We start from the raw sequence: 26,035 nt of genomic DNA, 5'->3' as shown, positions 1-26,035 counted from the left end.
CTTTTATTAAGAGCATACGTATCAGCAATAGTATAAGTTGTTTTAACTATAATTGTCAGGTGGTCGTTATCGGAAATCCAGAATATTTAAAGAATTATATAAAAAATCAATTGTATATATATTTAAAGTGTACATAGGAATTTTGAGTTGAAAACAGGGTTTTCTTACAGCCGAATAGAGTGATACTCTTTTACAAAATATAATTTCAAAAGTGGTTTGTAGGTAATGTAAAATATAAATAGGTTTGCAGGGGATAGGTTGTAACGTAGATCCATCATATGTTACCGAGAGTTATCAAGAAAGTAATAAAAAAACGTAGTTAAATGATTTAAACGAACATGTGTAAAAAGTAAGGATGACAGACGAAAAATTAAAACCTGTATATATAGAATGTAAAGACTACACAGTGAGTGGTGAAAAATTTGAGTTACTATATAATACAAAGTATGATTCACTTGAAACTCACCCACGCCCTACGCTAGAGGATTTGCCAAATTATTATCAAAGTGAAGACTATATTTCACATACCGACGCTAAACGTAATTTTTTCGAAAAACTTTATCAGGCTATTAAAAACTATATGCTCCAAAAAAAAGTTAATTTAATTAACCAACGGGTATCCGTAAAAGGAAGACTGTTAGATATCGGAGCGGGTACTGGAGATTTTTTGATAGCTGCAAATAAAGAAGGTTGGTCAACATATGGAGTCGAACCAAATATAGAGGCTAGAAATATTGCCCTAACTAAAAATATCAATTTGGTTGATGAACTATCCAACCTACCAGTTCAGAAATATGATGTTATTACCCTATGGCATGTTTTAGAACATATACCTGATTTGGATGCAACCTTCAATCAAATACAAAAGTATCTAGATACTAATGGAATCTTGATTATTGCTGTGCCAAATTATAAATCGTATGATGCTACCTATTATAAAGAATTCTGGGCGGCCTATGATGTCCCACGTCACCTTTGGCATTTTTCTAAAAAGTCAATAAAAAATATATCTAAAGAGTATGGGTTCGAATTAGTATCAATCAAGCCCATGATTTTTGATTCATTTTATGTATCCCTTTTATCGGAAAAATATAAATCGGGTAAAATGAACTTTTTAAAGGGTTTTTACATCGGTTTGTTATCTAATTTAAAAGCTATGAGGTCAAAAGAGTTTTCATCACATATATATATACTTAAAAAAGCTTAAAACTTATTTTAAAGCGATTTAAGGGGTGATTATATATATACATGAGATAATATATCAACGATTGTATTTTTACCATTAAAGCATGGTGTATGAAATCGGTTTTTTATAGTTTGTAATTATCAATATTGGTTTATATATAAATTTTATTGATTTCAATAAATTATGAGAAGTGTCGTATTTTTACTTATAAACTTTAATATTTTTGCGTTAAACTAAAATTTAAGAAATGAGAAAATTTTTATGGATTGCATTAGCTAGTATTTCATTCGTAGCATGTAACCAAACATCAGAGAAAACGGCTTATGTTAATAACACCAAGGTTGTGTCTGAATTTGCTGAAATGAAAGTCGCACAAGAAAAGTGGACTAAGAAGAATAATGAGGTACGTGCAGAGTTAGAAGAAAAGGCAAAACAATTTCAAATAGAAGTACAAGGGTATCAAAATATCATGAAATCCATGTCTCAGGCTAATCGTACTAAGAAAGAGCAAGAGTTAATGGCTAAGCAGCAACAATTGCAAGGGGAGCAGCAGAGTCGTATGCAAGAGATTCAGCAAGGTAGCCAGACTGAAATAGATTCTATTATTGTAAAAGTTAAGGATTTCATACAAGAATACGGTAAAACTAACGGATATACCTACATTTTTGGAGATACAGAGGTGAGTAATATTCTTTACGGTAAAGAAGAATTAAATATTACTGATAAAATTATTGAAGAGCTTAATAAAGAAACGTCAGATTCAAATTAACAAGCTTTTAACCGTTCAAAAAACCTGATACTTGCCATCGGGTTTTTTTATGCCTGTTTGCTAAATTTTAGGTGATTATTTCCCTCAAATTGTAGTATACCAATAAACGTATTTACTTTGCATTTGATCGTGTCTATCTGACGTTTTTTTATAGGTATAGTGCTATTTCAAATGTTAAATAGTTAACAATTAAGCTGTTTTAGGCTGAAATATTAGGTTGAATTGGATAGCTTTAATAGTCGATATAGGAAGATGAATATACTATTTAGACCACATTTAATGATTTTATTTCACTGATTATCATTTATATACGATGTATTAGGTAGTAATTTCCTTGTTTTAGATGATTCTTATTCAATCAAAAATATTAAAGGTAAGAATATTATTACAAAAAAAAGTAAAATAAACGTTTGCCGTAATAATATAATTTATAATTTTATGTTTTTACTATAATTATATTAACAATATTATTAACATGCGTCCCAAATCGCAATGCTAATGTGCTGTTTTTCACCCTAATTTAAGTGTGAATTATGAAAAATATGCTTAACCTAACATCTTTACTTCTCTTGGCAGTGCTACTCATTTCTTCTCATGAGCTAGCAGCACAACGCGCTATAAGCGCTCCCGTTTTTGAAAACGGCTCTACTCAAATTTGTGCAAGCCCCAGTAATAATACCTTTACGGTTATAGCTACTTTATCAGATGGACCGGCATTAGAAACTAATAATCAATTTATTTTAGAAGCATCCGCCCCTGACGGTACCTTTGACGATCCAAATCAAATTATTGAATTAGCACGAGTTACAGGACCAAATAATGGAACAACTACGGATTCTGAAATTCGATTTGAAAATTTCACCATGGATGAGTCCGTAAATAGCGATACGTATCGTCTACGTGTAAGAGCCTCCTCACATGATGCGATAGTTAGCGCAGAATCGGTCGAAATTGCAATGCATTATTTTGGAGGAGTTAAAAGAATACGATTAAATCTTAACGAGGATGTGATTCTTTGTAACGTAACTAGTTTTTCTAAAATTATTAGTTTAGTAGTATTAGACTCTAATGACAATGAACTAAATGCTGATGACTATACATGGGAGTGGGTAAGAGGAGAATTAGGTTCAGGACCTGGCAGTGGTAATGTTATACCGGGAGAGACTTCATCCAGTTATACAGTTACCCAGGAAGGAAAATATTTTGCGAGAATAAATCTAGGTGCCTGTCAAGGTGTTTTTAATGCGAATTCTAATGCCACCAATGTATTTATTGTAAATGTAGCAGACGTTTTTATTAACGAAGGACCGTCGATAGCTTTTTGTCCGCAAGACCCAAAAGTTTTAACATCGAGTGAAACGAATACTGATTATACGTACCAATGGTTTAAAAACGATACAGCGATTGAAGGAGAAATCGCCTCTACAATTACTTTACCTGACAACGACTTTGGTGGTAATTATACATTAGAGGTACGTTACAGTGAGGATTGTACGGTAACAACTGATCCTATAGCGGTAACTAATAACGGCTCTAGCATCACAGAAACTTTACCTGAGAATTTAATAATATTACCAACACAAACTATAACACTGCAAGTTACCACTGACGCTCCCGAGGGAAGTACTGTACAATGGTTTGTAGATACAAATCTTCAAAAACAAGAACCACTATCAGGAACTACCTCTACATTTGAAGCTAATTTTGTAGGTAGGTATCGAGTTAGAATACAGGCAACCGATGCTTGTAATAGTGTAATCGAATCTGAAACTGAAATTTTTGCACCTGTTGGTTTTGAAAGTACCATTGGTTCAGAATCTGATCTAACCTGTGATGATACTACGGTTGACATCGCACTTCAAGAAATGGTGGGTGTTACCGCTAGCGATTTGAGAGTACCCCTCACACAAGATCAATATTCCTTTTTTGATTTTGAATGGTTAGCTGATGGAGCAACAACAGGAGAAACAGCAACAACCTTAACGGTCGACACAGCTGACCAGGATGCGGTGTATCGACTGCAGGCGGATCTCAAAACTGGCGAATTTAGTAACATACTATCAAATGAAGTTTCTGTGAAGTATGTTGCTTCTGATACAGAAATAACATTGACACCCGATAGTCTTCCAAAAGACGGATCCATTACATTGACCGTTCCACCGGATGACAGTTACACTTATCAGTGGTATAGGGTCGTGGATGATGAAGAACAAGTAATCGAAGGAGCAACTACCAATGAGATCACCGTCAGCGAGACCGGTGATTACTTCGTTAGAATAGCTTCCGTTATTTGTAGTTTGGATACACCAATAGTAACCGTTAGTGAAGAAGCTGCGCTCTCTGCCTTTATACCAAACATCGTTACGCCTAACAATGACGGCAGTAATGATCATTGGAATTTACCTGATGAGTTGACTGGTTCGCCAGAGGTAGAAGTGATAATATATGATTCAAGAGGCCAAATAGCCTTACAAACCACCAATTATAGAAATGGAGACTGGCCTAATGATACGGATGGATCAAAAGAGACAGTATACTATTATATAATTACAAAAAACAGTTCTGTTATCCGTAAGGGCTCAATAACAGTAATGAGATAATTTATGATTAGAAAGCTATTTTTATTAAGTATATGTTGCGTTTCCCTTCAGGTAGCTAAGGGACAAGAAGAGAGCACCACCAATTATGGTAAGCTTCCTTCCGATATTCCTACGCATAATCTAGTGCGGTATAATCGATTTTATTTCAACCCAACATTTTCTCTTGTACGAGAGACTAAGAAATCAATCAATATTTACAATAGATTGCAGTATTCAACATTTAATGATAATCCGCAAACTTTTTTGATCAATTACACGAGTAATTTTGATGAAAAAACTGGAGTAAGTATAGGGTTGCACCAGCAAAATGAAGGTGTATATCGTTATTTTGGCGGAGTTGCCAATTACGCATACAACTTGGAGTTTGGCCGGGATATGAATTTTACTTTCGGATTGAATCTTGGTTTTTCACAAAGCGCTATAAAATCCAATCTGGATGAAGAGGGTGCAAACGGAAAATTTTTACAAAATAACGGTAACCAAATTAGTGACCCTTTAATCGTAAATTACGAGAAAAGCTCTGTGTTCTTGTTGTCCCCCGGAGTAAATTTTAATTACCAACAGTTTGATGTAGGGGTAGCTGTAGGTAATCTTGTCGCCTATAATATCACAGCAAGTGAAATACTTACAGAGAATATGGCTTTTACAGGTCATGTAATGTATACTCATAGTTTAGAACGAAGATCTGATAAATTAATACGTGGTATGGTCTATGCCAATATGCTGGCAGAAGCAGACTTACGTTATGGAGCAAATGCCATACTGGAACTACCTAGTTTAGGTTGGGCACAAGTTGGTTATAACAGTTTTTACGGAGCCTCTATCGGGATTGGAGCTAATATTACTCCAAACGTTTCTGTGGGCTATACTTATGAGAGAGGGTTCGGAGATGCAAGTATATTTAGTTCTACACATGAAGTTGGATTAGCATATAACTTTAATGAAGACCGCAGACGAAGAAGTAGCAGAAGCAGAAATAATCGTGCTACGTCTGATAAAGCTTTTCAAGCTAGGGATTCTGAAATCAGAAGACTCAAAAAAGAAATTTTACAACAAAATAAGTTAATAAGAGAACTGCAAGAGGGTGGAAACACACAACAAGTAACAGAAGCTGAACGTGCAATGAGCCGTTTGGAACGTTCTATCGAAGAGGCTAAGGAAGAAGAGGCGCGCAAAGCGAGAGAACTCGAACTACAACGAGAAGAAGAAGTTGCTTTGTTGAACAAAAAGGCCGAAGAAGAAGAAAGAGCTGCGAGACGTAGTCGATTAGAAAGAGAAACGGCCGAACAACAAGCAGAAGAAGAACGATTAGCAAGACAGAGTAGGTTAGAAAGAGAAACTGCTGAGCAGGAGGAAAAAGAACGCTTGGCTAGACAAAGTCGATTGGAGCGCGAAACAGCCGAACAGGAACGCTTGGCGGCAAGAAGCAAGTTGGAGGCAGAAATGTCGCAAAAGGAGATCGAAGATCAACAAATTGCTAAAGAGGAAGCTGCAAGAGAAGCAGAAGCTGCAAAACAAGAAGCAGAAGCAGAAGCCTTGGCCGCAAGACAACGTTTAGAAAGAGAAACGGCCGAACAACAAAATGAAGCGGCTAGACAAAGTAAACTAGAACGTGAAGTTGCTGAGCAAAAAGCAGAAGAAGAGCGTGTTGCCACACAACGTAAGCTAGAACGTGAGGTTGCAGAACAACAAGCAGAAGAAGAGCGTGTTGCTGCACAGCGTAAACTAGAACGTGAAGTTGCTGAGCAACAAGCAGAAGAAGAGCGTGTTGCCACACAACGTAAGCTAGAGCGTGAGGTTGCAGAACAACAAGCAGAAGAAGAGCGTGTTGCTGCACAGCGTAAGCTAGAGCGTGAGGTTGCAGAACAGCAAGCAGAAGAAGAGCGTGTTGCTGCACAGCGTAAGCTAGAGCGTGAGGTTGCAGTACAGCAAGCAGAAGAAGAGCGTGTTGCTGCACAACGTAAGCTAGAACGGGAAGTTGCAGAACAACAAGCAGAAGAAGAGCGTGTTGCTGCACAGCGTAAACTAGAACGGGAAGTTGCAGAACAACAAGCAGAAGAAGAGCGTGTTGCTGCACAGCGTAAACTAGAACGTGAGGTTGCTGAACAAAAAGCAGAGGAAGAACGTCTTGCTGTCCAGAAGAAATTAGAAATGGAAATCGCTGAGCAGAAACGTATAGAGGACGAAGCGGAAGCTGCACGATTAGCAGAAGAGGAGCGTCTACGTCAGGAAGCAGAAGCTGCACGATTGGCGGAAGAAGAGCGTTTACGTCAGGAAGCAGAAGCTGCGCGATTAGCAGAAGAAGAGCGTTTACGTCAGGAAGCAGAAGCTGCACGATTGGCGGAAGAAGAGCGTCTACGTCAGGAAGCAGAAGCCGCACGATTGGCAGAAGAGGAGCGTTTACGTCAGGAAGCAGAAGCGGCACGATTGGCGGAAGAGGAGCGTTTACGTCAGGAAGCGGAAGCTGCACGATTGGCAGAAGAGGAGCGTTTACGTCAGGAAGCGGAAGCTGCACGATTGGCGGAAGAAGAGCGTCTACGTCAGGAAGCAGAAGCCGCACGATTGGCAGAAGAAGAGCGTCTACGTCAGGAAGCAGAAGCCGCACGATTAGCTGCTGAACAAGAGGAGGTAGTTCCTGAAGATATTCAAGAGATCAAAGAAGAGCTTGATAATAACAGTCGTATTACAAGAAAGTTATTAGCTAGACAAGACTCACTTTTATCGACCAGTACAAATGTGGATAAAAGAGATTTTAATAAATTATTAGAATCATTAGTTTCTATGAATGATGACGCCGACGAAGCAAAAAGAGATGTGGATCCTACAAGCTCGAAGCGTTTGGTAGCTAAAAATAAATTTATCAAGTTCGCGGAAACTTCCAGACCGGAAGCACAATATGCGACAAAGTATATTCCTGGATATGAAGAAGGTTTTTACCTTATCGGAAATGTATTTAAAGGAGGTGGATACGCAGAAAAATTCAGAGATGGATTAAACGATGTAGGGTTTGATAATGCACAAATTATTTTAAATCCGGAAAATGATTTACAGTATGTATCCATAGCCAATTACAAAACTAAAGAGGAAGCTTCAGAGAAGTATTTCAGTAACATGGATAACAAATTCTTTGGAGACATGTGGGTATTGCAAATTGCAAAAAGTAGAGTGGCATCGTTCAAACGCTTATTGCAGGAAACCCGTACAATTCAGGAAACTGTTCAAGATGATACCGTACTTTCTGAAACGTTATCTTATATCGGAGGACATAATGTGAAGAATGGTTATTACTTGATTACAAATATTTTCAAACGAGAGAATTATTTTGAACGTGGTATGGAGAAGTTGAGAGCACAAGGATTAGAGCCACAATATTTCAGGAACCCTAAGGATAATTACATCTACGTATACCTTAAACGCTATGAGAATCTTGACGATGCGAAGCAAGGTTTATTCTCAAATGTGAACAATCAATACGATGGTGATTTATATATATTAAGAATACAATAACGGCAGCCCCAATGATGAACACAATGCCCCAAAATAAACTAACTTAATACACAGCTTATGAAAACAATTATACCCATAAAGATAGTCCTGGTGATGTTTTTAGTGTTCACCAGTACCATAAGCAATATATATGCACAAGAGATCGTACCTCTTACTGTTCGACAGACTGCAGATAGAATCAATGGTAATCTAGTGATGACCGGAAATTCTATCGTAGGATTAAGACAAACCAGAGACGGTTTTTTTGATCCAAATGCGGCTTATAACGGAACGTTAAATAATGGTAATAGTATCTCTGATTATATAGACATCGATGGAGATCCTTCGACGTTTAGCTCCAGTAGTGCTGATATAGCAACTCCCCGTCCTGGTTGTACACGTATTGTATATGCAGGATTATATTGGTCTGCTACCTACTATTTAGTTAGAACAGGAGACGATGATTTTAATAATCCAGACCCTAACGATGTAAATAATAGAAATGGTAATGAACAACGTACGGGCCTACCCGCGCAAGATGCTCGTAAATTGGGAGCTAACGATTTTAGAGATGTAAAATTTAAGGTGCCGGGAGGAACCTATGTAGATGTTACAGCCAGCGATATTATTTATGATGGGTATCGTAATACACCTACCAATCCGAGCAATACTGCAAATGATGATGTGCCTTATGTATGTTATGCTGATGTTACTAGCTTAATAGATCAGTCAAACCCCACAGGAACATATACTTTAGCCAATATGAATGCGACTATTGGATTGACCTCTGGTGTATCGGGAGCTTCAGGGGGATGGGTCTTAGTAGTGGTTTATGAAGATGCGTTGGAACCAAGTCGCTATATAAGTACAGCCGATGGATTTATTCAAATTCAAAGGGGTGATGACCCCGTAGATTTTACCTATTCAGGATTTACAACTTTACCCGGCACATTACCCGTTCGGGCGCGTTATGGAGTTGCTGGTTTGGAGGGAGATCGTAGTATATCGGGAGATGAACTTAGAATTAGAAATCAGCTTGGAACCTTTGTACGGTTAGGTGTAAATGGAGGTACTCCAAACGATAGACGAAACTTTTTTGATAGCTCTATTTCTTTTAATAATAATTATTTAACCAACCGAAATCCAAATTCAGAAAACACTTTAGGTTTTGATATTGATTTATTTGACTTACCAAATGCGGGTAATTCTCTGATAGGAAATAATCAGACGAGTGCAACTTTTAGATTGACAACAGGGGGGGATACCTATCGTGTGTTTTTGAATACATTTGCGGTGGATATTATCGAACCTGAGCTACAAGTAATAAAGAGAGTTTATGCTACCGACGGTACTACAGATATCACCAATTCTAGTGTAGAACTTGGCGATGAATTGTTCTATGATCTCGAAATACAGAATGTAGGTAATGAAAATTTGGTGGATGGTTCTGTAGTAGTACGTGATATCCTTCCTGCTAATACAGATTTAGTTGGAGTACAGGATGCTACGTTACCTCCAGGTGTTACGTATACATTTCCTTCACCGGGAATCGTTGATTTTAATATTCCTGCTGATTTAGTAGAGGCGGGTATTAATGGATTACCCGGGGATTTGCCCATTCATATACGTTTTAGAGCGCGCTTGGTAAATAGTTGCGAGGATTTGAGGGATGCTTGTTCCAACACAATACAGAACTCTGCATTAGCTACATTTACGGGAGCTATTTCAGGGGCTACACGAACTAATAACAGTAGTAGTGTCATTGGTGCTTGTGGTAATACAGATGGGGAAGCAACAAATTTCTTAGCCAATGTTCCGGCATGTAGCAAGAATGTGTTGGCGTGTACTTCTGATTTACGATTAGAAGCTGGTGGAGGATATGACCGATATACTTGGTCTGGACCTGGTATTTCGCCACCTATTGTTACAACAGTCAATTTTTTAAACGTTCCAGTGCCTCAAACAGGAACCTATTCTGTTGTAAAAGAAGATACAGATCCATCTGATGGAACGTGTATGTCTCTAACGGAAGAATATCAGGTACAAAGTTTTAGTGATATTACGAATCCGGTGCTGAATTATGTAAATGGTACTACTGTGACTACCGAGAGATGTAGCGGAATTGATATCCCGCAAATTTCTTTATGTGGTAGTCAAACTATGCTTTTAGAATCTAACTTTTCTTCCAGTGGTTTTAGAAGTATTTCTTGGCAGCGTTTAGCGCCGAGTGGCACTTGTGTAGCTGATCCTAATGATCCATGTTCATTGACATCTGGAAATTGTACAAATGCCAATTGGGTAGAAGAGCCAGGCGGAAACGTGTCAAGTTTTACGGTTGGTACAGCGGGTGATTATAGAATTCTTGCAGAGTTTGATGGAGGATGTTTCATACCATTCTACTTCAGCGTTTTTAAGAACGATTACCAACCGCTATTGGATATGACACCAATCGAGTGTGGTAATGACGGTAGTGTAACGGTAACTAATGTGCCGAGTAGTGACTATGCTTTTAGTTTAACTCCGGGAGGGCCTTATACAAATACTACAGGTGTATTTGCAATTACAATGCCTGGTGATGTGACTGTATATGGTGTTGATACTACGTTTCCAGGAGGATGTGAGTATACAGCAACAATTAATGTTCCTGAAATTAGTCCAACATATAGTGTTACAGCTTATGATCCATCATGTATTAACGATACAAATGGAACAGGTTTTGGTACTATTATTATTGCAGTAACAGGTGGTTCACCAGAGTATGAATATACTATTAACGCACCTAGTTTAGCAACTCCTATTGTTATTCCAAACTCTGGAGCAAATAATGGAAATTACACGCAAAATGGTCTACAGCCGGATACGTATACTGTTGAAGTAATTTCGAACAGACCAAATCAAGCACCAAATTGTATTTATAATGCAACTGTTACTATAAACCCCGCTCCGGATTTTAGAGCAGAGGTAGTGCTAGTCGCGCCAGAAACATGTGAGACTGGAGCGATAGTTGAAGTAAATGTTTTAGCAGGGTCAGGTAATTATTTATATGATGATGGTACTGGTAATTTTACGACAAATAACCAATTTGAATTACCAATGCCTGTTGATCCAACGGCAACCTATACGTTTTATGTTAGTGACGAAAATGTAGCAGCTGGTGTACCTGCCTGTATCATAGAAGCGTCTATAACTAATATTGAACCTTATCAGCCTATAGTAATTGACAACGTTACTGTTACCAGTCCTACATGTCCTGGTGATGGCGGACAAGTTAGAGTTGAGGTTTCTCCGGCAGTTTCTGGTAGAACCTATACATATGAACTCTTACAACGTGCAAATGCTACGGATACCGTACCTACACAGGTTGATTTAATTACGAGTCCGCTAAGAGATATAACCTTTACCAATATTCCTGCCGGTGATTTTTATTTGGCAAGAGTATCACATGAAAATACAACACCTCCGGGAACGACACCACCGACTATTTGTCCTGTCGATTCTACACCTGATTTTTCAATTACAGATGCCACGGCTGCAACCTTGACTGCTAGTATTACGCAGGAATATCGTTGTGATGCTGCCGGAACAGGGGTTCAAACAGCTACTATTACGGTTGCTCCATTACTTGGTGCAGGGTACTCTTATAGTATCGACGGCGTAGATTACTCCAATACTACGGGAGAATTTACCGGTTTAACCGATGGCACGTATACCGTGTATGCACGTGATGCAAGTACTGTCGCTTGTCCTGTGGCTTCTACACCTATGGTTGTTAACCCGTTACAAGAAGTAAGTAGTTTGAGCTTCACACAAACAGCTATACAATGTCCGGCTTTAACGTCTACAGTTACCGTGTCTGCAACAGGAACTAATGGGGCTTCTTCATTCGAATATAGAATAGCTGCTCCGGCAGGAGATGCAACTACATTTGCAGTAACAGATACATATACATTAGCTGTAGGTACGTATACTTTTGAAGCAAGAACTACTACAGATGGATGTGTGTACTCAGATACGGTTACCATAAATCCTATCGATAATATTACGGTTAATGGATCGGCTACCGCAGAACCAACCTGTAATGGAGATGTGGATGGTGCTTTGAGTTTTACGGTAAGCAATATTAACCTTACGACAAATACCTATGAGTATACGGTTTCAGGAGGTACGATTGCTACACCTACAACGGTTACAGCACAGAATACTACTCCAATATCGATTACAGGTCTTGGAGCAGGAACATATACTATTTTGGTGAGAGATGAAGTAACCAACTGTTCCAATACAGATACAGTTGTTATCACAGAGCCTGCGGTATTAGGATTTACCTTTACGACAGACGCTGCAGATTGCGGGAACAATACGGGATCTATAACAGTTACTGCTACGGGTGGTAGAGGTGGATATCAGTATGAATTAAGAGATGCTGCAGAAACCTTACCGGCTATAGTAGCTTACCAAAACAACAATACATTTGCTAATTTAGCACCGGGTACTTATACTGTTTTTGTACGGGATACGAATGATCCGACTACAGCTTGTGAGACGCCAAGTCAGACCGTTGTTATTGATCAGACACAATTACCGGTATTAACTGCAATTGCAGGCGGTGATGCATGTTATGACACGACAGATCAGGCGAGTCAATGGATTACGATTACTCCGGGAACTACGCCCACAGGTCCGTTCACTTATAGTTTAAACGGCGGAGCTCCTCAGGCTGTTGATTTTACAACGCCTGCAGGCTTACCAGCAGATTCTTTTGAGATTCCAAATTTAACACCGGGTACCTATACAGTAACGGTTCAAAATACGGCAAGTACTTGTAGTTCTGCACCGTTGAGTTTTACTATTCAGCCAGAACTTACTATTACGGCGGCTTTGACCAAAGAAATCACATGTGCTCCTACCGAGGACGCTACGATTACTTTTAGTACTACAGGAGGAAACGGTAGTAATGTAATTGCTATTCTACGTGATGGAGCTGTTATTGATGCAGCTTATGCGGGTGGCTCTCCTTATGCAACCAATGTTGCAGGAACCTATGAAATTAGAGTAACGGATGGAGAAAGTTGTGTAGCAACTTCTGCCCCTATAGTTGTGGCACCGTATACTCCGGTTACAGCTACAGCAACCCCGACAGATCCTACATGTCCGGGAGGCACAGGTTCTATTTTGGTTACAGCTACTGCAGGTTCAGGTCCCTTTACCTATGTATTGGATGGCACGACAAGTGTTGGACCAGTTGCAGCGACAAGCAACACCTTTACTGGAGTAGCTATTGGTGCGCATAGCATTGAGGTTAGCGATCAGTATGGATGTTCAGTAACGGTAAATGCAACGATTGCTTCACCCCCAGCACTAACAGCTGATATTGCGATTACAAGAGATTATAGTTGTGATGCAGCAGGTACAGGTATTACATTTGGTCAAATAAGTGTTACTAACCCTGCAAACGGAAATGGCTCATATGAATATAGTATTGATGGGGTAGATTACACAAATGTTACAGGAGTCTTTGATAACCTTACTGATGGTACATATACTTTATATATTAGAGATACCAATACGAGTGCATGTCCTGTAAACTTGGGAGATTTAACAATCGATCCCTTACAAGAGGTTACAGATATCGCTTTTGTACAAACACAAATGCAATGTCCGGCACTTACAACAGATGTAACATTAACCGCTACGGGAACTAATGGCGCTTCTTCATTTGAATATAGAATAGCTGCTCCTGCAGGAGACGCAACTACATTTGCAGCGACAAACATTTATACATTAACTGCAGGGACTTATACCTTTGAGTCACGAACTACTACAGATGGCTGTGTGTATTCTGAGACGTATACGGTTGATCCTATCGATCAAATTGTAGTCAATGCAAGTGTTACTGCAGAGCCTACCTGTAACGGAGATACAGATGGAGCTTTATCATTTAATGTTACCAATTTAGGTACACATAATTATACCTATACAGTTACCAATGGAGCGGCAGTTGTTGTTGCTTCAGGAGGACCGATTGCAACTACCCCAACACCAATTACAGGCTTGGGAGCAGATACCTATACGGTAGAAGTTACGGATACCACCACCAACTGTTCCAATACAGATACAGTTGTTATCACAGAGCCTGCGGTATTAGGGTTTACCTTTACGACAGACGCTGCAGATTGCGGGAACAATACGGGATCCATAACAGTTACTGCTACGGGTGGTAGAGGTGGATATCAGTATGAATTAAGAGATGCTGCAGAAACCTTACCGGCTATAGTAGCTTACCAAAACAACAATACATTTGCTAATTTAGCACCGGGTACTTATACTGTTTTTGTACGGGATACGAATGATCCGACTACAGCTTGTGAGACGCCAAGTCAGACCGTTGTTATTGATCAGACACAATTACCGGTATTAACTGCAATTGCAGGCGGTGATGCATGTTATGACACGACAGATCAGGCGAGTCAATGGATTACGATTACTCCGGGAACTACGCCCACAGGTCCGTTCACTTATAGTTTAAACGGCGGAGCTCCTCAGGCTGTTGATTTTACAACGCCTGCAGGCTTACCAGCAGATTCTTTTGAGATTCCAAATTTAACACCGGGTACCTATACAGTAACGGTTCAAAATACGGCAAGTACTTGTAGTTCTGCACCGTTGAGTTTTACTATTCAGCCAGAACTTACTATTACGGCGGCTTTGACCAAAGAAATCACATGTGCTCCTACCGAGGACGCTACGATTACTTTTAGTACTACAGGAGGAAACGGTAGTAATGTAATTGCTATTCTACGTGATGGAGCTGTTATTGATGCAGCTTATGCGGGTGGCTCTCCTTATGCAACCAATGTTGCAGGAACCTATGAAATTAGAGTAACGGATGGAGAAAGTTGTGTAGCAACTTCTGCCCCTATAGTTGTGGCACCGTATACTCCGGTTACAGCTACAGCAACCCCGACAGATCCTACATGTCCGGGAGGCACAGGTTCTATTTTGGTTACAGCTACTGCAGGTTCAGGTCCCTTTACCTATGTATTGGATGGCACGACAAGTGTTGGACCAGTTGCAGCGACAAGCAACACCTTTACTGGAGTAGCTATTGGTGCGCATAGCATTGAGGTTAGCGATCAGTATGGATGTTCAGTAACGGTAAATGCAACGATTGCTTCACCCCCAGCACTAACAGCTGATATTGCGATTACAAGAGATTATAGTTGTGATGCAGCAGGTACAGGTATTACATTTGGTCAAATAAGTGTTACTAACCCTGCAAACGGAAATGGCTCATATGAATATAGTATTGATGGGGTAGATTACACAAATGTTACAGGAGTCTTTGATAACCTTACTGATGGTACATATACTTTATATATTAGAGATACCAATACGAGTGCATGTCCTGTAAACTTGGGAGATTTAACAATCGATCCCTTACAAGAGGTTACAGATATCGCTTTTGTACAAACACAAATGCAATGTCCGGCACTTACAACAGATGTAACATTAACCGCTACGGGAACTAATGGCGCTTCTTCATTTGAATATAGAATAGCTGCTCCTGCAGGAGACGCAACTACATTTGCAGCGACAAACATTTATACATTAACTGCAGGGACTTATACCTTTGAGTCACGAACTACTACAGATGGCTGTGTGTATTCTGAGACGTATACGGTTGATCCTATCGATCAAATTGTAGTCAATGCAAGTGTTACTGCAGAGCCTACCTGTAACGGAGATACAGATGGAGCTTTATCATTTAATGTTACCAATTTAGGTACACATAATTATACCTATACAGTTACCAATGGAGCGGCAGTTGTTGTTGCTTCAGGAGGACCGATTGCAACTACCCCAACACCAATTACAGGCTTGGGAGCCGATACCTATACGGTAGAAGTTACGGATACCACCACCAACTGTACCAATACAGATACGGTTACAATCACAGAGCCTGCGGTCATCACAGTTTCTGCAACGAGTGCTGAAGCTAATTGTGGTGATTCAACAGGAGCCGTTATTGCTACAGCATCCGGCGGACGTGGATCTTTACAATATGAATTAAGAGATAGTGCAGGTGTTACAATTATAAGAGGCTATCAATCCTCAAGTTTCTTTGCGGCACTTGCTGCAGGAGATTATACGGTTTTTGTGCGTGATGCAAGCTTACCAACGGCTTGTGAGACGCCGGTAGGCGTTCCAATCACAGTTGGAACTAAGGCAGCGCCAACTATTGCTGCTGTTTCAGGCGGTGATGCATGTTATGATACGACAGATCAGGCGAGTCAATGGATTACGATTACTCCGGGAGTAGCGGCACCTTTAGGTCCGTTTACGTATAGTTTAAATGGGGGAGCAGACGTAGCAGTTACGTTTTTACCGGGACCTGCACCTGCCAATACCTTTGAGATTCCTAGTTTAACACCGGGAACTTATGATGTAACCGTTACTAACACAGATACCAATTGTACGACAGCTACAACAACATTTACAATTGCCCCACAAGTTAGAATAGTGGCGTCCTTAACGAAGGACTTAGATTGTAGTGCAAGTCCTGATGCAGTGATTGATGTAACGACTGCTGACGGTAACGGAGCTAGAACTATTGAAGTGAGCTCTGATGGAGGAACTACATATACAGCAACTACTTCACCGTTTACAACGGGTGTAGCCGGGAACTATGAATTTAGAGTAACGGATAGTGAAGGATGTACTGCGGATTCAACAGTAATTACAGTGACTGATAATCCGGCACCAACAGCTACCATAACACCAACTAATATTTCTTGTAATGGTGACGCTACGGGAATTATTTCATTCAGTAATTTTGGTCCGGGAACACCACCTTACGAGACGAGTATTGATGGAGGAACAACATTCAGTTCACAAACCACTTATTCAGGTCTGACAGCGGGTGTATATAATTATGTAGTTAGAGACGCTAAGTTGTGTACACTCACAGGAACAGTAACAATCACTGAACCTAACGCTATTACTGGTGATATTCGTTCCACTCCGGTTCAATGTAGTGGAGGGGTATCAACATACGGTACCGTGATTGTAGAAAACGTTACTGGAGGAACGGTTACAGGAAATAATTATACATACAGATTATATAATTCTGATGGAACTCTAGTAACAGATCCATTGCTTACAACGGGAAATACAGTAACTCCTAATGCTGATAATTTTACTTTTAGTGAATTAGACTTTGGAACATACTATGTTACTATAACTGATGTAAATGGTTGTTTATATACCACAACTTCTGTTACAATAGCATCTCCTCCGGATGATTTAGATATCATTGTTTCCGGAACGGGAGATTGTACCACCGGAGTAACCTATGATATTGCAATTGATAATGGTTCAAGAGATTACGAGATAAGAATTCTTGGCCATCCCGTATATGGATCATTTGCTCTTACCAACGGTTTAGGAACTCCACCTCCGGCACCTTTCGTCCCAAATGTAGTACCTCCAACTGGCGGGAATATGCACCAATACACTGGACTAGAGTTTAATGTGCCATATATTATAGAGGTAAGAGATGCAGGTGGCTGTATATACCGTGAAACGTTGGCACCAGTTGACTCTCCTGCGGCACCAACAATTGTACTAGATAACTTGCAAGATGTTCGCTGTAATGGTGATGCGAATGGAGAATTACGGGTTATTGTAGATAATTTTGTAGGCTCAAATTTAGAATGGAAAGTATATGATAATACAAACGGTAACGAAATTGTAGCTTATGGAGGATCTACTGCCACGGCGGTTGCTCCTTATACCTTAACAATCTCTGGTATTGCTGTTGGCAACTATTATGTAACCGTTGCTAACCCAACAGCTCCATTATGTACTCAGGTATATGAATTTGTTATAGGACAGCCATCAGTATTATCTTTAGACTTTGTGAGTCTTTCTGACGCCCTTTGTGATATTGGCGGTACACCAAGACCTGGACAGATTACGGTGATTGGAAGAGGTGGTACAGGACCCTATAATTATGGACAAACTCCGACAGGACCATTCACTGATGCAGACGGAACATTAGATTTACCAGCTGGAACCTATGATATATATGTACAGGACGCAAATGGTTGCGTTGCAGGGCCAGTAACTAGAACAATAAATGATATTCCTGGTCCAACATTTAATTTACCTACACCTGTATTTGTTGATGACGCATGTACCTTTGATAATAATTATACGTTCACTGTAACGGTATCAGATGGTATAGGTCAATTGGAATATGGTATTGATGATGGAGATAGTGGAACAGCAGATGCACCAGTATATGTAGTAGACACTCCTAATGACAGATCGTTTACGTATACGGTGAATAATCCTGGAGTATACAATTACTTTGTTAGAGACGCCAATGGATGTGTAGATACAGGAAGTATCACAGTATACGAAGAAGTTTTAGTTGATGCTGATTTTACAATAGAGCCTACGTGTCGTAATGCAGATGGTGAAATTACTGTAACGAGTGTTACGGGTGGTTCGAATTATCTAGCTAATCCAGGGAACTTTAGTTTTACATTGGTTGACAACGGGACAAATGCTATTATAGCGGGACCACAAGCTTCTAATATTTTCCCTGGCATTGCTGCGGGAGATTACAGAGTTGAAGTTCTAGATTCTGCAATCGCACCTGCACCGGGTTGTACAGCAACTGTAAATGTATCTCGTACGGTACCTTTAGATCCTATTGTCACAGGAACCTCAGAAGATGTATCTTGTTTTGGAGCTAGTGATGGATCAATTACGGTTGTTCTAGATCCAACTACCGATGGTGACACGCCATATGCTTATGAAATATATCAAGGAGCTACCTTGATCGCAGGTCCACAAGCGAGTCCGGTGTTTACAGGATTGTTTGCGGCGGGTACTTATCAGATGGTTGTGACCTCAGGAAGAGGCTGTGCAAATGCGCCGGTTGATATAATAGTAGGAACACCTACACAAGTGACAGCAACAGCATCACAAACAGCTTATAACTGTGCTGCAGATAACAGCGAAATTTATCCTGATATTACAGTGACCATTGAAAATGGTACGCCTCCGTATACGATATCGTATACTACCCCGGCGATCACCGTTACCAATCAAACAGTTACTGATGCAGATGGCACTACTGCCGGAGTACAGTACGTAATTGATGCCGATCAGGCAGGGAATTATGATATCACTGTAAATGATAGTAATGGATGTCCGGTTGTATTACCAACTGAAACGGTGAATCCGTTCCCGATTATGAACAATCCTTTAGTTACCAGAGATGCTACTGCAATCAATGGCGGAGTGATTTCATGTGATAATCCTGAGGGTGTTATTGTTTCTATAGATAGAGTTTTAGGAAACACTTCAGGATACCAGTTTGATTTACTTCCAATGGGTACGGCTACACAGGTGGTTGCAGAGGATGCTTCTGGAACTACAAGTAGTGCTACATTTGATTTGGCTGCTCCGGGTAGTTATACCTTTAGGATTACAGATTTACAAACAGGATGTACGATAGATACAGCTCCTTATGTAGTAGCACCTTACGATACCATAGATGCTATTGCTACCGAGGTAACTTCAGTACTATGTGCAGGAGATACTACGGGAGAGATTAATTTAGAAATTACCGGGTATACGGGTACCTATAATTATATAGTAACAAATACAACAACAAGCACTGTAGAGGCGACAGGTTCAGGAGATACTGCTCTGGCTAATCCTTTATTGATATCTGGGTTACCAAGCGGAACTTTTACAGTAAATGTTGAAGCTTTAGATACTCCATTCTGTGATGAAGTTTCTAATGTTGTAACCATTACACAACCTACACCTTTGGCACTGTCGTTGTCAAGTGCAACAACACCAAACTGTACGGACTTAGTTTCCCATGTTGTTATGGACGCTGTTGGCGGGGTAGGACCTTATAGTTTCAATTATGCGGCAGGTGTATTGCCACAACCGGATCCGGCTACGTATCCAGAGACGAATACTTTTGATTTGGATCCGGCTACAAGTTTGGATTGGGTAATTTTTGTACGCGATGCCAATAACTGTGTGGAGCGTGTTGCCATTACGATCCCGGATGTAACACCAAATCCGATATTGAATGCTCCGCTTCCACAATTTGTAGATGATCCTTGTACATTTGACAACAACTACACCTTTACAGTTACTGCTACCGGTTTTGGTACGTTAACATATCAATTAGATAGTGGGGTAGCTGTTGTAGGTAATGTTGATAACAACACGCATCAGTTCACAGTAACTGCAGCGGGAACTTATCAGGTAACAGTGTACGATGCCAATGGCTGTCCATCAAATCAGGAAACTATTACGGTGTATCCAGAGTTGATAGTCACAGCAACCTTTACTGATCCAACCTGTAGAGCTGCAGATGGAACAGTAGTTGCAACAGTAACAGGAGGTTCTGCGAGCGCAGCAAACTGGACATTTGATCTTATTGATGTGGGCACAGGAGTGACACTGGTAGGTGTTACGCAAGTTGCCGGTCCGGGAGCTAATGAAGTAACATTTGGAAATGTACCTAATGGGGATTATCGCGTTGAAGTTACAGATTCAGCGATTGGTCCAGCACCAGGATGTACAGATACCTTTGATATTACAGTACCGAGATTTGAAGATCCTATTGTAACAGGAACTTCAGAGCCTGTATCTTGTTTTGGAGCTAGTGATGGAACAATTACGGTTGCTCTAGATCCATCTACTGATGATGATACACCATATGCTTATGAATTATATCAAGGTGCAACCTTGATTGCAGGTCCACAAGCAAGTCCGGTGTTTACAGGATTAGTAGCTGGTACTTATGAAATGGTTGTCACATCAAGTAAAAGCTGTGCAAACACACCGGTAGCTATTACTGTAGGTACACCTGCAGTGCTGGATGCCACGACTTCACAGTCTAATTATACGTGTGATGCGTCAAACAATGATAACTTCCCTGATATTACGATTGATATCACCGGAGGTAATGCACCATACCGTATTTCCTATAACGGACCTACAGGAACGTTTACCAATATCGTAGTTAGTGGAGCACAGCATGTGGTTGATGCCGACGTTGATGGTACATATAACTTCACTATTGAAGATAGCAAGGGATGTACCTTTGCAGTTTCTGAAACGGTGAATCCGTTCCCGATTATGAACAATCCTTTAGTTACCAGAGATGCTACTGCAATCAATGGCGGAGTGATTTCATGTGATAATCCTGAGGGTGTTATTGTTTCTATAGATAGAGTTTTAGGAAACACTTCAGGATACCAGTTTGATTTACTTCCAATGGGTACGGCTACACAGGTGGTTGCAGAGGATGCTTCTGGAACTACAAGTAGTGCTACATTTGATTTGGCTGCTCCGGGTAGTTATACCTTTAGGATTACAGATTTACAAACAGGATGTACGATAGATACAGCTCCTTATGTAGTAGCACCTTACGATACCATAGATGCTATTGCTACCGAGGTAACTTCAGTACTATGTGCAGGAGATACTACGGGAGAGATTAATTTAGAAATTACCGGGTATACGGGTACCTATAATTATATAGTAACAAATACAACAACAAGCACTGTAGAGGCGACAGGTTCAGGAGATACTGCTCTGGCTAATCCTTTATTGATATCTGGGTTACCAAGCGGAACTTTTACAGTAAATGTTGAAGCTTTAGATACTCCATTCTGTGATGAAGTTTCTAATGTTGTAACCATTACACAACCTACACCTTTGGCACTGTCGTTGTCAAGTGCAACAACACCAAACTGTACGGACTTAGTTTCCCATGTTGTTATGGACGCTGTTGGCGGGGTAGGACCTTATAGTTTCAATTATGCGGCAGGTGTATTGCCACAACCGGATCCGGCTACGTATCCAGAGACGAATACTTTTGATTTGGATCCGGCTACAAGTTTGGATTGGGTAATTTTTGTACGCGATGCCAATAACTGTGTGGAGCGTGTTGCCATTACGATCCCGGATGTAACACCAAATCCGATATTGAATGCTCCGCTTCCACAATTTGTAGATGATCCTTGTACATTTGACAACAACTACACCTTTACAGTTACTGCTACCGGTTTTGGTACGTTAACATATCAATTAGATAGTGGGGTAGCTGTTGTAGGTAATGTTGATAACAACACGCATCAGTTCACAGTAACTGCAGCGGGAACTTATCAGGTAACAGTGTACGATGCCAATGGCTGTCCATCAAATCAGGAAACTATTACGGTGTATGAAGAGGTACTAGTTGTAGCTGATTTTACAACAGAACCAACATGTCGTAATGCAGATGGTGAAATTACTGTAACAAGTGTTACCGGTGGTTCAGATTATAGCACTAACCCAGGAAACTTTAGTTTTACCTTGGTCGATAATGGGACAAATGCTATTGTAGCGGGACCACAAGCTTCTAATATTTTCCCTGGCATTGCTGCGGGAGATTACAGAGTTGAAGTTATTGATTCTGCAATTGGACCGGCACCTGGTTGTACAGCAACTGTGAATGTATCACGTTCTGTACCTTTAGATCCTATAGTAACAGGAACCTCAGAAGATGTATCTTGTTTTGGAGGTAGTGACGGATCCATTACAGTTATTTTAGACCCAACTACCGATGATGATACGCCATACTCTTATGAGATATACCAAGGTGTAACATTAATCGCAGGACCACAAGCAAGTCCTACTTTTACAGGACTCTTTGCTGCGGGTACGTATCAGATGGTTGTAACCTCAGGAAGAGGTTGTGCAAATGCACCGGTGGATATAGTAGTTGTAGAACCAGCAGTTCTGGATGCCACGACTTCGCAGTCTAACTATACGTGTGATGCGTCTAACAATGATAACTTCCCTGATATTACGATTGATATCACCGGAGGTAATGCACCGTATCGTATTTCATATAACGGACCTACAGGAACGTTTACCAATATCGTAGTTAGTGGAGCACAGCATGTGGTTGATGCCGACGTTGACGGTACCTATAACTTCACTATTGAAGATAGCAAGGGATGTGCCTTTGCAGTTTCTGAAACGGTGAATCCGTTCCCGATTATGACAAACCCAACAGCTACATTGGTAACTCGAATTAATTGTAATCCGGATCCGGAAGTTGTAACCGTTGCTATTGATGGTGGTACACCGAGTGGAGACTTCTTGTTCGAAGTAACCAATGGTCCTGCTGTTGTAGCTTCACAAACGATTACAGCAACTGGCCCTACAACGAGCGCTACGTTTAATTTACCGGCTGTAGGTACATATAACTTCACAATAACGGATCAAACAACAACATGTACGATTCCGATAGCCTACACAGTAGCTCAATTCAATACTATTGAAATTGTTGCTGCTCAGGAAACACCAGAAACTTGTTTCGGTGATGCAGATGGAACGATTAATATTTCTATTACTGGATACACAGGAGCGTATAGCTATCGTGTATTAGATGCATCGAGTACTGTAGTTGCTACGGGAACCGGTGACACCGCAGTTAATCCATATGTATTGCCATCGACCTTCTCCTTAGGAAGCTATACTGTTGAAATTACTGAAACAGTAGATCCTTTCTGTGTAGAAGTTTCGAATAGTGTACAAATTAATGGTCCGTTGGCACCACTGGATTTAACTATTATACCGATAAACTTACAAGAATACTGTGACCCTGCATCAAATGGAGGTTTCCAAGCTACCGTAACAGGAGCACAAGGAACAGTAACGTATAGTATTGGTGGCGCACCGTTACCTGATAATACTTCAGGTAGGTTTGAAGGTTTACCGGCAGGGACCTACACCGTGACAGCAACTGATGACAATGGTACGTTTAGTTGTACTGATGTAGAAACAGTGACAATAGCTGCACCTGCAAATGATGTCGTGGTAACACTTACTTCAACAGATGTATCTTGTTTCGGATCAGTGGATGGGCAAATTGTAGCTACAGCTACAGGATCTAACGGACCGTTTAGATATTCGATCAGAGCAGGTGGTGGTACTGAAAGTGCACCTCAGACCTCAAATACTTTTGAAAATTTACGTCCAAATGTAGTATATACAATCACAGCCTATGATGAAATCGGTTGTGTAGCTACAGAAACAGCTACGTTAGCAGAGCCGGCAGAGGTAACCGTTAATGTAACTTCTGGACCATTGCTAAATTGTGGAGATAGTAGGGGTACATTTAATGTTTCGGGTACAACAAGTGCCGGTGGAGGAATAACAACCTACTATGTAGTTGATCAGGCAGGTATAACGACCTCTCAGGCAAACGGAAACTTCACATTGCCAGAAGGTTCGTATCAATTCTATGTGGAGGATGCTAATGGTTGTGAGTCGCAACGCTCTAATGCTGTAGTGGTGGCACCAATTGAATACATCACTTTAGTCCTGGATACTAGATTCTCAGAAAGTGTAAATTGTTTTGGTGAGGCATCAGCAAGAATAAACGCTTCAGTAACTGGAGGGTTTGGAGATTACACATTTGAATTAGTGGGACCAGTTTCAGGAATACAATCTCAAAGTCTGTTTACGGATCTTCCAGCAGGTAATTATGAATATATTGTAAGGACTGCTAGAGCTTGTGTAGCGAGAGCTACCTTTACTGTAGCTACACCAACTCAATTAGTAGCAAGTGTAACCGAAACAGATGTGTTATGTAATGGAGAAGATGATGGACAGATAAGAATCGAAGTAACGCCTGGTACAGGTACTGCACCATATTCCTTTGCTATTAGCACAGACGCTGGCAGATTCTTAAATGATGCATCGGATGGTCTACCTAACGAGCATACTTTCTCAGATCTAGGACCGGGAGTATACGATGTATATATTCAAGATGCTAATGGATGTAGCTTAATAGAGCAACGTACGATAATCGAGCCTAATCCTTTACAGGTAGCTGTGCTAGGTGCAATTACACCAGAAACATGTGCTGACGAAAATGATGGTGGCGTAACGATCGAAATTACCGGAGGTACTGCACCGTATGAAACTAATATCACCAATAACGACGCAGATTTTGTTGCAGGTCAGTTGATATTTGATAACTTACCAGGAGGCGCCTTAACGATTTTTGTTAGAGATGCCAATGGATGTCGTATTGAATTACCTGTGTTCATTCCTGAAGGTGTTGCACTTACTGCAACCATGGAGCAAGGCTTAGAATGTCCTGTTTATCAAATTGGAGAGGATAATCAAACGGTATTAGTTAGTGAAGAAAGTCACTTTATTCAATTCAACATTCCTGAAGTTCTTCAAGATGTGAATATTATTTACACCTTGAACGGGATCAATGGAACACCGAACCCTAGCTCAAATCAAAACACTACAGGACGATTTGTAGTGGAGCCGGGTCAATATGAAGCGGTAATGGAAAGTGGACTGTGTACACAAATTATTGATACAGTGCGCGTAGACGAATATGTGCCATTAACTGTTCCTGTTCCTCAAATGACTAACAATCCGGAAGATCCTAATGAATATAGTATTCAGGTTGAAGGCGGTGTTGGTGAGTATACATACTATGTAACATTCGAAGGTGAAGAAAGAGAATTAACTTCTGATATCTTTGCAATTCGTAAAAGCGGACTGTACCTGATTCGAGTTGTGGACGCAAGTGGATGTGAGGTTTCAGCAATTCATGAACTTATATACATTAATATCCGTATCCCGAATTACTTTACGCCAAATGGTGATGGTACAGATGATTACTGGTATCCTGGTCAGATCACATCGAATGGAAATGATGAACCATTCTATTTTGAGAACATGGAGGTTAAAGTGTTTGACCGATATGGCCGTCTATTAGGTGAGTTTAATGGAGATGAAGAAGGATGGGATGGTATCTACCAAGGCAAAGAGTTACCATCAGGTGATTACTGGTACACCATTATCCTAAATGATGTAGATGACAGACAATTTACAGGTCACTTTACCCTATATCGATAATATGAAGTAAAATAA

At 40.4% G+C, this 26,035-nt stretch carries 5 protein-coding genes; all 5 read left to right on the top strand.

Annotation, left to right across the window (positions count from 1 at the left end):
* Positions 1-355 precede the first annotated feature (355 nt).
* Entirely contained in the window at positions 356-1,207 is an 852-nt protein-coding gene (locus tag ACJRPK_RS02015) for a class I SAM-dependent methyltransferase (protein WP_407138202.1), read from the top strand.
* A gap of 226 nt (positions 1,208-1,433) precedes the next feature.
* Entirely contained in the window at positions 1,434-1,955 is a 522-nt protein-coding gene (locus ACJRPK_RS02010; RefSeq protein ID WP_407138201.1) for an OmpH family outer membrane protein, read from the top strand.
* Positions 1,956-2,488: 533 nt separating this feature from the next.
* Entirely contained in the window at positions 2,489-4,555 is a 2,067-nt protein-coding gene (locus ACJRPK_RS02005) for a gliding motility-associated C-terminal domain-containing protein (RefSeq protein ID WP_407138200.1), read from the top strand.
* Positions 4,556-4,558: 3 nt separating this feature from the next.
* Positions 4,559-8,062, top strand: coding sequence for a PorP/SprF family type IX secretion system membrane protein (locus ACJRPK_RS02000; protein ID WP_407138199.1), 3,504 nt, complete (start codon positions 4,559-4,561; stop codon positions 8,060-8,062).
* A 57-nt stretch (positions 8,063-8,119) separates the two neighbouring features.
* Entirely contained in the window at positions 8,120-26,020 is a 17,901-nt protein-coding gene (locus ACJRPK_RS01995) for a T9SS type B sorting domain-containing protein (RefSeq protein WP_407138198.1), read from the top strand.
* The last annotated feature ends 15 nt before the right edge of the window (positions 26,021-26,035 follow it).

The organism is Aquimarina sp. 2-A2 (genome assembly GCF_045505135.1).
In the GTDB taxonomy this organism is placed as follows: Bacteria; Bacteroidota; Bacteroidia; order Flavobacteriales; family Flavobacteriaceae; genus Aquimarina; species Aquimarina intermedia.
Note: the sequence above shows the minus strand (reverse complement) of the source record. Positions and strands in the feature narration are given on the sequence as shown.